This window comes from Sphingomonas sp. UYAg733 (genome assembly GCF_054057355.1).
Genome location: NZ_JBSRZE010000003.1, coordinates 117,464 through 130,935 on the forward strand (window position 1 = coordinate 117,464; position 13,472 = coordinate 130,935).

At 60.3% G+C, this 13,472-nt stretch carries 9 protein-coding genes and 1 tRNA gene; 8 read left to right on the plus strand and 2 right to left on the minus strand.

Annotation, left to right across the window (positions count from 1 at the left end; all coding sequences use genetic code 11):
• Positions 1 to 50: 50 nt before the first annotated feature.
• The 3 genes from recJ to ACVWZA_RS07970 all read left to right on the plus strand — a co-directional run bounded on the left by recJ (position 51) and on the right by ACVWZA_RS07970 (position 2,351).
• On the plus strand, positions 51 to 1,814 hold the full coding sequence (recJ, locus tag ACVWZA_RS07960) for a single-stranded-DNA-specific exonuclease RecJ (RefSeq protein WP_457310657.1): 1,764 nt from the start codon (positions 51 to 53) through the stop codon (positions 1,812 to 1,814).
• 12 nt (positions 1,815 to 1,826) lie between these two features.
• On the plus strand, positions 1,827 to 2,222 hold the full coding sequence (locus ACVWZA_RS07965) for a VOC family protein (protein WP_457310658.1): 396 nt from the start codon (positions 1,827 to 1,829) through the stop codon (positions 2,220 to 2,222).
• A gap of 54 nt (positions 2,223 to 2,276) precedes the next feature.
• Positions 2,277 to 2,351 (plus strand) — tRNA-Glu (locus ACVWZA_RS07970).
• Positions 2,352 to 2,589: 238 nt separating this feature from the next.
• Here ACVWZA_RS07970 and ACVWZA_RS07975 read toward each other — a convergent pair.
• Both ACVWZA_RS07975 and ACVWZA_RS07980 read right to left on the minus strand, forming a co-directional pair.
• Positions 2,590 to 3,519 carry an ArdC family protein gene (locus ACVWZA_RS07975; RefSeq protein ID WP_457310659.1) on the minus strand — a complete coding sequence of 310 codons (930 nt, stop codon included), beginning with the start codon at positions 3,517 to 3,519 and terminating at the stop codon, positions 2,590 to 2,592.
• Positions 3,520 to 4,208: 689 nt separating this feature from the next.
• Positions 4,209 to 5,975: a hypothetical protein gene (locus ACVWZA_RS07980; RefSeq protein WP_457310660.1), complete on the minus strand. Its 1,767-nt coding sequence runs from the start codon at positions 5,973 to 5,975 to the stop codon at positions 4,209 to 4,211.
• 286 nt (positions 5,976 to 6,261) lie between these two features.
• On the opposite strand from ACVWZA_RS07980, the gene ACVWZA_RS07985 reads away from it, so the two are divergent.
• The 5 genes from ACVWZA_RS07985 to ACVWZA_RS08005 all read left to right on the plus strand — a co-directional run bounded on the left by ACVWZA_RS07985 (position 6,262) and on the right by ACVWZA_RS08005 (position 13,406).
• Entirely contained in the window at positions 6,262 to 7,284 is a 1,023-nt protein-coding gene (locus tag ACVWZA_RS07985; RefSeq protein ID WP_457310661.1) for a YaaC family protein, read from the plus strand.
• A 120-nt stretch (positions 7,285 to 7,404) separates the two neighbouring features.
• Positions 7,405 to 8,913 (plus strand): hypothetical protein, encoded by a 1,509-nt coding sequence (locus ACVWZA_RS07990; protein ID WP_457310662.1) that lies wholly within the window; start codon positions 7,405 to 7,407, stop codon positions 8,911 to 8,913.
• Positions 8,914 to 9,164: 251 nt separating this feature from the next.
• Entirely contained in the window at positions 9,165 to 9,494 is a 330-nt protein-coding gene (locus tag ACVWZA_RS07995; RefSeq protein WP_457310663.1) for a hypothetical protein, read from the plus strand.
• A 289-nt stretch (positions 9,495 to 9,783) separates the two neighbouring features.
• On the plus strand, positions 9,784 to 9,969 hold the full coding sequence (locus ACVWZA_RS08000) for a hypothetical protein (RefSeq protein ID WP_457310664.1): 186 nt from the start codon (positions 9,784 to 9,786) through the stop codon (positions 9,967 to 9,969).
• Positions 9,970 to 10,220: 251 nt separating this feature from the next.
• Positions 10,221 to 13,406 carry a lantibiotic dehydratase gene (locus tag ACVWZA_RS08005; protein ID WP_457310869.1) on the plus strand — a complete coding sequence of 1,062 codons (3,186 nt, stop codon included), beginning with the start codon at positions 10,221 to 10,223 and terminating at the stop codon, positions 13,404 to 13,406.
• Positions 13,407 to 13,472: the final 66 nt, after the last annotated feature.

Genomic DNA, 13,472 nt, shown 5'->3' on the forward strand with positions numbered 1-13,472 from the left:
TCAACTATGCCATGATGTCTTCATGCAGCTTTCCAACGCTTTCTGACCCGATGACCACCGTCCTCAACATCACTTCATCGATCCTCGGCCAACCATGGCGCTGGCGTGCGCTGGAGACCGACACGCGCGATCCTGGTTTTGCGCCTGACGATCTGGTGACGCAATTGCTGCTGGCTCGCGGTTGCCCGCGCGAGGAACTGGAGGCGCATCGGAGCCCGAGCATTCGTGGTTTCATGCCGGACCCGTCGATCTTCCACGACATGGATAAGGCGGCCGAACGACTGGCCGATGCTGTGCAATCGGGTGAGGCGGTGACGATCTTCGGCGATTACGATGTCGACGGCGCGACCTCGGCAGCGCTGATGATCCTGTTGCTGCGCGATCTCGGGCTGGAGGCAAAGGCCTATATCCCCGACCGGCTGATGGAGGGATATGGACCGTCGGGCGCGGCGCTGGTTCGGCTGAAGGCGGAGGGCGCAAGCCTGATCGTTACGGTCGATTGCGGCGCGCAGGCGTTCGAGGCGCTTGAGATGGCGCGGATCGCCGAAGTCGATGTGATCGTCGTCGACCATCACAAATGCGCGCTTGCCTTGCCCCATGCCCATGCACTGGTGAACCCCAATCGACTCGATGAGACCGAGGGCGCGGCGCATGGGCACCTTGCGGCGGTCGGCGTCGCCTTCCTGCTCGGCGCGGCGCTGATCCGCACGCTGAAAGGTCGCGGGTATTTTGACGGACGCGAGCCGCCGCGCCTGCTCGACCTGCTCGATATCGTCGCACTCGGCACGGTCGCCGATGTCGCGCAATTGAAGGGCCTCAATCGTGCGTTCGTTGCGCAGGGCCTGAAGGTGATGGCGCAGCGCCGCAATATCGGCCTCAACGCGCTGATCTCCGCCTCGCGCCTGACGCGTGCGCCGACCGCGACCGATCTTGGTTTCGCGCTGGGGCCGCGGATCAATGCCGGTGGACGCGTCGGCAAATCCGATCTCGGCGTGCGCCTGCTGACCACGCGCGATCCGCAGGAAGCGGCCGATATCGCCGCCGAACTCGACCGGCTCAACGAGGAACGCCGCGCGATCGAGGCTTTGGTGCAGGAAGGTGCCGAGGCTTTGGCGGTGACCAAAAGCAATCATGCGGTGATCGTCGTGGCGGGCCATGGCTGGCACCCCGGCGTGATCGGGATCGTGGCGGGGCGGTTGAAGGAAAAATACGGCCGCCCCGCCATCGTCATCGCGATTGACGAACACGGCGTCGGTAAGGGATCGGGCCGATCGATCTCGGGCGTCGACCTCGGCGCCGCGGTGCTGTCGGCCAAGGATTCGGGGCTGCTCGTCGCCGGCGGTGGTCATGCCATGGCGGCGGGTCTGACCATCGACGCGGACCAGCTCGATGCGTTCGCCGCCTTTCTCGAATCACGCCTCGCCGAGGGTGTTGCGCGATCAATCGGCGACCGCGCGCTGCTGCTCGATGCGCTGCTTGCCCCGGGCGGTATCACCCCGGCGCTGGTCGAGGCTATGGACCTTGGCGGACCCTATGGCATGGGCTGGCCGCAGCCGCGCGTGGTCGCCGGGCCGGTGCGCATCATCAAGGCTGACATTGTCGGCAACGGCCATGTCCGAGCGGTCGTCGCGGGCGATGATGGCCGCACGATCAAGGCCGTCGCGTTCCGTCAGGCCGACACGGCGCTGGGCATAGCGTTGCTCGGCGCGCCGCCGCACCGCAAGCTATGGCTCGCCGGGCGGGCGCGGATCGACGATTGGGGCGCGAAGCCGGCGGCCGAACTTCATCTCGACGATGCCGCCTGGGCGGACTGAAGAGGGGCGAAGATGTTCAGCCATATTACATTGGGCAGTGCCAACAATGATCGCGCGCGTGCATTCTACGAGCCGGTCATGGCGGCGCTTGGCATCGGCCAGCCTTTCAAGCTCGACGGCAGGCTCGTGTTCGGCGACCTGGCGGGGCAGAAGCTTTTCGTCGGCAAGCCGTTCGATGGCGGCGCGGCGAATCCTGGCAATGGGCCACATGCGGCATTCCTGGCGCCCGACCGGGCAGCGGTCGATGCGTTTCACGCGGCGGCACTGGCGAACGGCGGCAGCGACGAGGGAGCGCCGGGCCTGAGGCCGCACTATCACGCCCATTATTACGGCGCCTATGTCCGCGATCCCGACGGCAACAAGCTTCAGGCGGTGTGTCATCGTAGATATGACGATACAGTGCCTTGACCCGACCGCGCCATTTCCCTAGGCGCGTCACCTGCTCATCCCGCTCGCGGGTACGGCCCCTTCGTCTAGCGGTTAGGACGCGGCCCTTTCACGGCTGAAGCACGGGTTCGATTCCCGTAGGGGTCACCAATCAAGCGCTTTATCGCGTTGATTTTGCGTGGCAAATTGCAAACCTAGTCCATTTGCTACCACAGGCGTTCCCACATTTTGTATGGTGCGTGCTGGTATGATTCGGATCCTAACGAGACGCTTTTCGGCCAGCAGCAAGCCACTCGCGGACTTTCGGCGATTGTAGAACTGTCCTTCACCGCTCGGCCTTGCTCGACCCAAAGGCGCGCGATCTAGGCGGGAGAAGGCCAGCGCCGCTTCAATGCCCCGCCCCCTTCCCTTCGCTGACATCCCGGCGGAAGGCGAGCAGATAGTCGGCCGCCTTGCTCGCCTGCGAGGCGGCACGGAAAATCGCGCGGCTGTCATCCTTGAGCACGTCCAGCCATGTCGCGATATAATCCGAATGGCGAACTGTCGGCATGATCCCCAGTTCGGCACAGACAAATGCGCAGCACATCTCCGCGACCAGTTCCTCGCGGGCGTAGGGCAAGCCCTTGAGGTAGTCGTTCTCAAGACGGCCAAGACGCGACGTGTGCGCGGTCCAGTGCCCAAGCTCGTGCAGCACGGTGCGATACCAGTTAATCTGCTCGCGATAGGCCTGCTGCGGCGGGACCTGAATATAATCGAGCGACGGCACATAATATGCCTCGTCGCCCCCGATCCGGAAGTCCGCCCCGCTCGCGGCAATCAGCGCCTCGGCCTGCGGGATCAGTTCGCGCTCCGGCAATGCCTGGCTCGGCTCGGCTGCGATGGGCCGCGATACCCCGTCGCACTGCTCGAGATTGAACACGGTAAAGCGCTTGAGAAAGGCAATTTGTCGCTGCTCCTCGCCCTCCAATGGCAATTGCGCGCTGTCGCTGTTCCGTGGCGTGAAGCGATCGGCATAGAAAACGGTAGTGCCTCGCTCGCCCTTGCGGACATAGCCGCCAAGGTCCTGCGCCTGCCTGTAGGTAATCCAGCGCTGCGAGCCGAAGCCCCGTTCGGCAAGCGCATGCCAAAGGATCAGGACATTGATGCCGGAATAGCGGCGGCCCGTCCCGGCGTTGCAAGGCAGCCCCGCCCCGCCAAAGCCTGTATCCCATGGCCGCACCCAAGGAAGCCGCCCCGCCTCAAGCTCCGCGATGATCCGGTCCGTCACCTCGGCATAGAGGCTGTTGGCCGGGCGCTGCGCATGATCGGAATTGCTCATCTTCTCGCTCCTTTCAAAACCACCGCAACCGGCGCCGGAATGGCGGGATGGGCGGCAGGAGCGGACCGGCAGTCACGCTTGAGCGGCGAGCTGCATCCGAAGGACCGGAACGAAGAGGAGGAGCCGGGCTCTGCCCGGTTTGCGGCTTGCCGCGGCGGGACTAGAGGGCAGCGACGCCCACCCCGCTATTCAGACGCCGGAGGCCAACGCCATCGCGCCTGCGCGATGTCCACAGCCCTTCGCAGCTCAAGCGCTGCCCGGCTCCGGCGGAGCCCACAGAGAAGCACCCTCGAATCCGGCTGGCCGTCGCGGCGACGTGCACGCGGGCCTGGGGCCAGCCGTCGCCGCGCCCTCCAGCCGGATCGAGTGTGCCACGCGGAAAACAAAAGGACCTGCGACCCCTGGCGGCTTCGCGGAAGTCCGCCAGTGCGCGCTCATTTGCCCTCGCGTCCCGCATGGCCGGCGAGCCGCCGGCCCCGCGTCAGCGATCGTCGCCCGAAGGGACGAGACACCGAAGGTGGCTCGGTGGAGCGAAGCGGAATAGAGCGCGACCGCCCGTAAGGGAGGGACGCTGTGAACCTAGCTCTGCTTGTACGTATGTGTCCGCAGATGCTGCTAGAGTCAGGCGCAAAGCTCGATGTCACCGCCGCACGCCAAGCGCCCCATGCGACGAGGCGCCAATCAACTCTTTAGCTAAATCCAAAAATGCCAAGTATTTGTTGAACCCATCCACGTCGTGGCGGCCGTGTCGCCGCCGATAGCCCGTCATCCTGAAATGCCGGCGCTTCCTGCTCCGGTTCCGGATAACCAATCAAGATCTCGAAATCGTCGAAGTCGTGATGCCAGGGCTTGTCGATACCTCGATAGAAATCTCGCAAAATCGCTTCATAGCGTTCGCCGCCACCCGAAATACCGCCCTGCGCTATCGACTTGAGTGTCACCCTCCGCAAGCGGGCCATGTCACCGTCCGGCGACATGTCGCGCACTGTGCCCAAGGCCAGTTCAAGAATGGATTGTTTGAACCGGTCGCCGATGCGCGCGGACAGCATAACAGTCTTGAGGCACATGCCCATCGCGAGTGCCGCTGACTTTGGAATATTGCCATTCTCATGGTCGACACGATCATTGTCAGGGAGACGATGGCGGCTATCGGTCGGCACTTTCGTGGCCACGCGAACCCAATCACGCATCGCGTCGAAAACCCAATAGATGAGTTGAGCCGCGCGGGTCGGCCATTCATCCGTTTTATCGACGCGTTCGCCGCTGTCGTCGTAGAGCGCTTCAAGGTTGTCGATGAAGTGAGGCATGTAATAAAGCCACATGTGCCAATCCACGTTCTGGCAAGCGGCGGCCTGTACCATGATGTCGAAGAATCGAATCGTCACATAAGTAGGGTCGCGCCAGCGCCCGCGTTCATTCCAATGATGATCGTAGGCTGCGTTGAGCGAGCGGCAATATTCCGGGCTATTCACCGGATTGAGCTGCGCCAGGACATATTCACCAAGCGGCCGGTAAACCTCAAGACGCTGCGCAACGGTAGCATCGTCCAAAACCGAATGCAGCACGGCGTTGTGTGACGGGATGTCATACCCACAGTTCGCGAGGTTCCCGTTTCCCCGAATTTCTTCGTATAGTGCGCTGCCTGGACGGGCGATCAGCTGTTCGAGGAACCTCTCGGAGAAACCGTCGACTTCATAAGACTCGAAATGAAGCAGCCGCGCTCCGAACGCCGGCCGAAATTCAGCGATATACTCAATGATCTCGCGCTTTGAGAGCAACGTGCGCAAAATCCCTTCGGCCGCCGCCTGCTCGCGCGCACCTGACGGTAGGTTCCCTTTGACGAACCAAACAATGCCGTTCTTAAACTTTGCCTTTGCCCGGTCCGGCCAACTCTCGCGCGGCGCCTCTGCGTTTTCGAACAGAGACGCTTCTCTGGCGAGCAGAGAGTTGATCCACTTGTCCAATTGGGCATTGGCTGCCGCCGGCGCGATGCGATCGTAGCGCCGCTGGAACGGGCGCTGCCGACGGGCTGTCTCGTCAATCTTGGCGAGACCCGGCTCTATGAAATCCACGAGTTCAGAGAACCGGTGAGTCTCGGCGAGCTTCGTCACGAGACGCTCAATCGTGGGCATGGCACGCACATGGACGCGTGGCCACGCCGCGCCAACTAGGCCAATGACCAGCCAGACAAAGACGACAGCGAACGCCGCCCTTTGTGGTCCAGAAGACGTGACCGACGAAACCTCAATAATGGAGCACACCGGTCCCAGGACTGCCGGGCAATATGGTGCAACCAAATCGAAAAACTCGAAATACAGAACGGCTAGCGTGCCAACGATTGACGAAAGCAGAAAGCTGCCCATCGCAACCTGAAGCTGAAGGCGCCGTACGGGGGGCACGATCGTCAGGGCGCCGATCAAGAGAGCGAGAAATGTAAGGAAGCCGTCGAGCGTCATCGTTGTTCCGGATCGGCGCTCGGAATAGAGGCCTCGCAGTCCCTAGACCGAAATGTCTCAAGCGAAAACGGCACAGGCCGAACCCACTGGGACGAGACACCGAAGGTGGCTCGGTGGAGCGAAGCGGAACAGAGCTCGGCCACCCGCCAGGGTGGACGCACGACTCTTCAGTTACTACGATGCAGATTACCGCCGCGCGACATGCGTAACCCAAGTGGATAGACTGAGCGGGCAACCAGCGGCGGGGTCGCCACGAGGGCATAGGAACATTTGTTGGGGAGGCCATTTGGACCGCAAACTGTGGGAGCCTCTCCAGAGGTTCGAAAGCCGGGACTATCTTGCTAGATACTACCTCAAACAACACGGCCGCGCGCTTAACGCACAACGAGCGCATGAAATCGGGTCATGCTTCACGCAAGGTAGAGAATATTTTACGTCCGCCTCAACCGCGTCAGATGCCGTAAAACCTCTGCTACTTTACTATGGCGTCGCTTCGCTTGCGAGAGGCGTCACGCTCCTTAAAGACAGCAGGAAACGCGAAGAAAGCCTTACACCTGCCCACGGGCTCATGACAATAGATTGGGCAAAAACGCTCCACGCCGGAATCTCTGAAGTGCTTGATCTGCGAGTGCAGTGTTCCAAGGGCACGTTTCCCGAGTTTGTCGCGGCCTTGGGAAATGGCCAGTCCTATACGTGGCTTGACCAGAATAATTGTGCCGGCGGATTCAAGAACGATTTTGGGGACATTAAATTTCTTCACGACGGCTCACAAATTTCACTCTCGGATTTGCTCTCAAGAGAGAAAGATCTCGCTCACGAATTCGAGATCGCGAATAGCGGCTGGGGAAATACGGATTTTGGTACGGTCGTTGCCCTAGCCAACTGTCTCCGAATTCATTTCACGCCAATCGCCGGGAGCGATATAGCGCGCGCGATCGAGCACTATGACTTTCCAGAAACAGCAAAATCTGGTGTCATGCCAAATCCGCGCGTCCCGCAGCTGCCATCGCTGTGCATTGAAATCGCAGGTATCGGCGAGGATTTGAAAAAGCTTGCTCCGCTGGCGGTCGACCAAGAAAAGAATGTTGGCTGGATCATTCGACCATTCGCGAATGGAGATAATATCGTCGACATCCATCGGATATATATTGAGTCTTTCATCCTCGGAATGCTGAGTCGCTACTTTCCGTCAAAATGGATGTCTCTGCTAAGAAGCGAAAAGGGTGATATTGCGCGATCTGTCATATTGGCTGCGTCCGCCAGAATTGAGACCACCTTTCCACAACTTCTCCGTGATCAAATACCTTAGCAGCGCGGAGAGATAACACGCTCATGCTCACTCCGGCGGCTGGGCTGGAACCGCTCAATCACGAGGTCTTGAAAAACTCCACCGGCACCGGTTCCGAGTTGAAAAAGGGATTGCCTATCCATGACCAAGTTCAGGTTGCCAGCCATCGTCGCCGAATTCGGGATCGCCATTTTTCCCTGCCTCAAGACCTCCAACCCAATCCGCATAGGCGAGTACACTTTCAGCTCAACCACCGATCTCTCTGGTCTGCCCGACGACCAAGCGGCAGCGGTCAGCGAGTTGGCGGCGATGCTCTACGCCCGAGACGACGTGCGCATCGCTCAGGCCTCATACGCCATCACCGAGCCGTTGGGCGTGTTTCGGCCAGGGCCAGTTATCGAACGTCTCGACCGAGTACGGGCGGTGGTCGGCTATCTATATTCAGGGGCGCATCCAACTTTTGGGGATGCCTTCATGCCCTTCGAGTTCGCCAGCATGGCAGTAATACAACCGGCTAATGTCAGCACCTTTCTGGTCCGCCCCGATCACGGAACGATCCTGCCGCCCGCGCCGGAAGGCTTTGTGGCGGACGAATTCTGGCATACGCCGGGATACGAGGGTACTTACAATCGGCGACCGGTCTGGTTGGCAAAAGGGTCGCGCCTCTATGGGGGGCACACCTACACTCCCCTGAATATCGCGCAGGATCTCTATAGTGATATTGGAGGACACCGCGGCGAGGGCCGATCTCGCGCCCTCCTCCTGGAACTGCTTCACCGCCCAATCACGCCCTTCGGCGAGCGAATCTTCATAGCGCTCGGCTGGTACAACGACGCTAACGATCGCTACGCCGATCCTGACAAGAGTCTGCTGTCCCTCGCCGTCGCATTTGAGGTGCTCCTTGAACTCCCCTCCAGCGACAAGACTGACCGCCTTTCGGATAGCATTTCCCTCCTGTTGGGCCGAACGGCGCGGGTCAAGGATTGGGCAGTCCAGTTCTACGCTGCGCGGTCCCAGGTGGCGCACGAAGGTCGTGTGCGAGACTGGTGGTTTTATTCCGCCAAGCCGACGCAAAAGGGCCAGCCAACCCACCGCTCCGGGTCCGTCATGACTTATGGCCTGGAGATATTCCAACTCTGTCTGGCGACCATCTTGACCGGCGGCAAGCTGGCTGAGCAATCCGGCTTGGCGGAGCGTTTTATCGCCAATAGTGAGCGCTACGCCGAAATTTCGGAGAGGCTCGGCAGGGCATCCGGATCACCTGAGGAAGCAATCGCTGCGATCGAACCTCTGGTCGAGGAACTCAACCGTTTCCAGTTCGTCTCCAGTCCGACATCGATCGAAGAGGTAATCAAGGCGCTCCGAGCCGCCGCCAAGGCGCTCGGCCGATGCGATGTGCAGTTCGACGACGACTTGACCCGTGCTTTGAAAGCTGTCCAGGACACGCCGAAGGGCGACGAATTCGCCACTCTCAGCGCCTTGGAAGCACTTGAGAAGCAGATGCAGGACGCGGATCGCGCGACGCTAGGTCCGGCGACTCAAGTCGTTGGCCAGCTCGTTGAAGTCGGCTGGCGCGGCCTTTTCATGATCCTCTATCGGCTGAAAGATCAGCGGGCGGCCGACATTGCGGGAGGGGCGCCGCCGACCTGAGAGAGGTGCCGGCAGTCATAGGGCGCGAGACTGCCACATTGTGGGAGTCCGGTCATCAAGCACGCAACGCAGCGACAGGAGATGCTCGAATTTTCGTGGGCGCGGCCCGATCTCTCAAGGTCGCCACAAGAGATGTCTCCACTTCGGATGGAACGCATATTAACCCGTTGATACTCGACCGCGTATTCGGCTAACTCCTTGATCGAGGGCATGATCGGAGTTCCGGAGTGGAGGTGTGTGTACTGGCGAGCGTGTCTATCGCGCTGATTGTCGCATCCAGGATTTTTCCAGACTCGGGCCTTGCAATCATCATCGACAGCGCTGCCGCCGAGCTATCAAAGCATCTTCCCGAGAAGCTCGGTTTTCGCCATCTGATTTACATCGTGGTCCTTGTAATATTCCTGCAAGCGCTGTTACTCGCCGCACCGCTGGACTTGGTTATTGCCTGGGATATTTCGGTTTACATCGAGATTATCACGGTAGTGTGGGCCGTATCTGCGACAGCGAAAATTCGCGGACTAGTTCTATTCCTGAGAATGATTGTTTTAGGCGCGACTAGGCGTTTGAGATTTTCGACTTGAGTTTGCCGTATTTTTCTAACGACCCAGTCTCCGTGTTTTTCATGAAGATGATGCCCACACCGACGCCACCTTAAAGATCTCCCCCTTATTAATAATCGAAAATAGGTTGACTTACTTGAGTCTAGCGTTGGTAACGCGCGCCGCGATTTAAGTACCAGTGGATTTATAGGGCTCGGCATGTCCTATTGAAATAGAACTATTTTAGACCTAGTTCTCCTTGATTCCAAACGTCATTCAGACGCATTGCTATCCTCGCGTGTTAATAGTTCACGCAAGAAAGGGAATAGAAATGAACGAGTCGGATATTTTCAATGTTGAAGTCGACACCATCCGCGAACTCACTCCGGATCAGACGAATCTCGTTTCCGGTGGCCTGGCGGCCGATCCCAACACTTGGTCTGTAACGATGACCATGACTGCCGTCCCGGGGACCGAGTGGACGATCGTGACCGTAACGACGGTTACGTTCGGCTAAGCGGGGGGCCTCGCCGTGATCGGCGGGGCCTTTTGCAAGTCACGGTGTATTTTTGACGTTGAAGCAGCCGCGCAATGCTCACCAATTTTTACGCACGGGCGCGGATGAGAACTTACGCCTCGACTGTCCTGTCGTTAGGTCCTCGCAGATATATTCGATCCGGATTGGACCCGATCACTATGGATTAGTGGACTGACTTCTTCGGCGCACACCTTTCGGCGCCCATATACCGAGGACAATTTGTGGTCGACATGGCAAGTCCAACACCCCTACGGTCGGGCGAATTCTTCCTCTTGCGAACTCCGGCGCGTTCTTTCGACACCGTACTCGCGCTGCGAGAGACTCGCTCAGAGGACGAGGAAAGCCTTGCCGCACATCTGGAAGACCCGCTGGTCCGCGAAGGAATATATCTCAGTTCCGCGAGCCTCTACGATCAGTGCTTCGGTGCCGACGCGGGCGTGCCTGGCCGCGAAGCTCAGTTGGCCGCGACGCGCTATCTGCTGAGGATGGGCACCCGGGCAACGCCCTTCGGGGTGATGGCCGGAGTCACCATGGGTGTGGTCGGCGAGTCCACCGAGCTGGTGGTTGGTGAAATGGCGCAAGCCCAGCGCTTCTGCAGGCTCGACCAGGGGATTGTTCAGCAGCGGGTAGACGAGGCGAAGAAGGCAATTCTCGCCGCACAAGCCTTGAACGGCACATGCACGGTTGTGCTCAACAGCTCCGCATGGATCGCGCCGGACGGCGTTCGATTCGTGTCGGGCAGCCTCGACGGAGGCACCCTTGCCTATCGACTTGACCGCATCAGGCGCACTGTTGCGGTCGACGCCCTCTTTGCCCTGCTCGCGGGCAAGAAGCGGAGCCTTGATGACCTTGCGGCCGAACTGGCATTGGCACTTGGCGCGCGGCCACAACAAAGCCTCGAATTTCTTCGCACTTTAGCGCGCAGTCAGCTGCTCCGAATGTTGCCGGATGTGTACGTCACCGGCGACGAGCGCGGAGAAGAAGTTCTCGAAGAGCTGGTGGCCAGCCCCCTCGAAAGCGTAGGCCTCGCCGCGCTTCAGTCGGCGGCGGACCGGCTCGAAACCATATCCCCGAACAGCGTGGCCAACATCGAAGCCTATCAGGACGTGGCCGGGCTGCTGGCCGAAAACGGCCAGACAGCCGACCGCGCGCGCTTGGTCCATGTCGATCTGCACAAGACCGGCGAAACACCCATGTTATCACGTGCCTGCGTCGATGAGATCGGCGCCGAACTGTGGAAACGCCGGGGACTGCTGATATCGCCGCCGCGTAATCTGAGCGATTTTGCGCGGAGTTTTACAGCCCGGTTCGGCGACCGGGCGGTGCCATTGCTGCTGGCGCTTGACGATGATTATGGGGTGAGCTTCGGCGGCAGATCGAAGTTTCCTCAACCCCTTCTTGGCGGATTTCCCTACGCGTCGGCGACTGCCGGCGCCGCTACGCCCCGCCCGGTCGATCGCCTGCTCACGTCAAAATTTCAGGAAGCCCTGCGCGCGAACCACGATGCGATCGAGATTACGGATGCCGACCTCGAATCAGTGAACGACGAAACACTGGATTTCCCATCCAGCTTCGGGCTGCTCGGATTGTTTCATGCGAATGATGCCGGGGCTATCACCCGCGGTGACTATCGCTTTGAAGTCGGCGCGATCCATGGCCCGTCGGGTGCCCGATTACTTTCGCGCTTCTGCGTAGGGTCGCCCGAGATGACGACCGCGACCCGGCAGCAGATCGATGCTTTCGAGGGCGAGCACGACCATGCGATCGTGGCCGAATTTGCGCATCTGCCTGAAGGTCGTGTCGGGAACGTCGTGCTGCGGCCCGTGCTTCGTCAATACGAGATTCCGTACATGGGGCGTTCGGGAGCAGCGCCGCATCGCCAGATACCGGTGTCCGATCTGCTTGTATCGGTGCGCAACGATAAGGTGTTTCTGCACAGCGAATCGCTCGGAAAGGAGATTATTCCGCGGCTGACCACGGCGCATAATTATGCACACCCAACCAGCCTGCCGCTTTATCAGTTCATGGGTGCACTCGAACGGCAGTTCGAACCCGTTGCGGGGTTTGCCTGGCCGAGTCTCCTGCAGGGCCTTCCCTATCTGCCTCGGGTGTGCAGCGGTCGGTTGCTGCTGGCGCGCGCGCGCTGGCTTCTGGCGCCGAAGGATCTTGAGGCTTTCCTCAAGGATATAAAGCAGACCGACCTGTCCAAAGCTCTCAGCGCGCTATGCGCGCATCATCGCCTGCCACGTCACGTACGAAGCAAGCGTGCGGACAATTTCATCGATCTCGATCTCACGGCGGATCGCGACCAGCAAATCTTCGCCGAAGAGTGTCGTCGCGCTCGCAGCCGGGGGATGAATCTGGAGGAGTCGTTTGACGACGAGCAGTGCGTGCGCGACCCGAAGGGCGCGTCCTTCAAGCACGAAGTCCTGATCCCCTATTTCCGGCGACATCCAGCCGACATTCCCGCACGCAAGCAGGCCGCGGGCCGGTTCGCCGCATCAGGTTCGACGCAAGCCCATTTTCCTGGGCAATCCTATGTGTACGCGAAGCTGTACGGCGGGCTTGAACTGATTGACCGGCTGGCGGCCGAGCTGGTGCCCATGATCGCACTCGAAGCAAAGGAGCTCGGCTGGAACACCTGCTTCTTCATCCGCTACGCGGAGAATGGATCGCATCTGCGGCTGCGTCTCGGCGGAGAAACTCCGGCACGGTCGGGGGAAATGCGGAACGCACTGGAAAACGCGCTCGAGCCTTATATCCGCGACGGGGTCGTCCATAATCTCGAATACGCCACCTACTTCCCTGAATATGACCGTTACGGCGGCGCGGACGGGATGCCCGCGTGCGAGGCGATATTCACGGCGGACAGCCTCGCGGTCGCCGAGGCATTGCGCACGATACGCACCGGGCACGACCGGGAGGGCAGCCGCTGGCGCTTCGCATTGCACAGTCTGAACGGCCTGGCCGACGCTCTGGGCTTCGACGTCGAGACCAAGCACCAGCTCTTCGATCGCCTTGCGGAGGGATATGCTGCCGAATTCCAAATCGATCGCACCAAGAAGCAGTGGTTGAACGACACGTACCGTCGCTACAAGGACAGCATCGACGGTATGTTCCTGACGCCTCACGAGGTGCCCGGCGACTATCGGGAGGTGCTGACGAAACGCAACGAGCAGGTCGCGGCAATCGTGGCGCAGCAACTTCCGCCAAGGTTGAGAGCCGATCCGAGGCTTGCCGAAAGCCTGCTACATATGGCCGCAAATCGAATATTTCCGGACAATGGGCGGGCGCATGAATGTGTCTTGTTTCATCTGCTCGCAAAGGGATTGCGGGCGACGGCTGCCCGCAAGAGTCGCTCCGCGAAGGCGCCGGCCCTTGCATCAATCCCGGTCTCGGACTCGACCGCATATTGAGAGGATAGTCGGCTCAGCGCTGACCGGGCATCGGCTGCAACCAGATGTCATCCCCGTGGCTGGCTC

What these genes read in the sequence shown, in the direction of transcription:
- ACVWZA_RS07980 (WP_457310660.1), bottom strand. Translation starts at nt 5,975, where the DNA reads ATGACGCTCGACGGCTTCCTTACATTTCTCGCTCTCTTGATCGGCGCC.
- ACVWZA_RS07965 (WP_457310658.1), top strand. Translation starts at nt 1,827, where the DNA reads ATGTTCAGCCATATTACATTGGGCAGTGCCAACAATGATCGCGCGCGT.
- ACVWZA_RS08000 (WP_457310664.1), top strand. Translation starts at nt 9,784, where the DNA reads ATGAACGAGTCGGATATTTTCAATGTTGAAGTCGACACCATCCGCGAA.
- ACVWZA_RS08005 (WP_457310869.1), top strand. Translation starts at nt 10,221, where the DNA reads ATGGCAAGTCCAACACCCCTACGGTCGGGCGAATTCTTCCTCTTGCGA.
- ACVWZA_RS07975 (WP_457310659.1), bottom strand. Translation starts at nt 3,519, where the DNA reads ATGAGCAATTCCGATCATGCGCAGCGCCCGGCCAACAGCCTCTATGCC.
- recJ (WP_457310657.1), top strand. Translation starts at nt 51, where the DNA reads ATGACCACCGTCCTCAACATCACTTCATCGATCCTCGGCCAACCATGG.
- ACVWZA_RS07990 (WP_457310662.1), top strand. Translation starts at nt 7,405, where the DNA reads ATGACCAAGTTCAGGTTGCCAGCCATCGTCGCCGAATTCGGGATCGCC.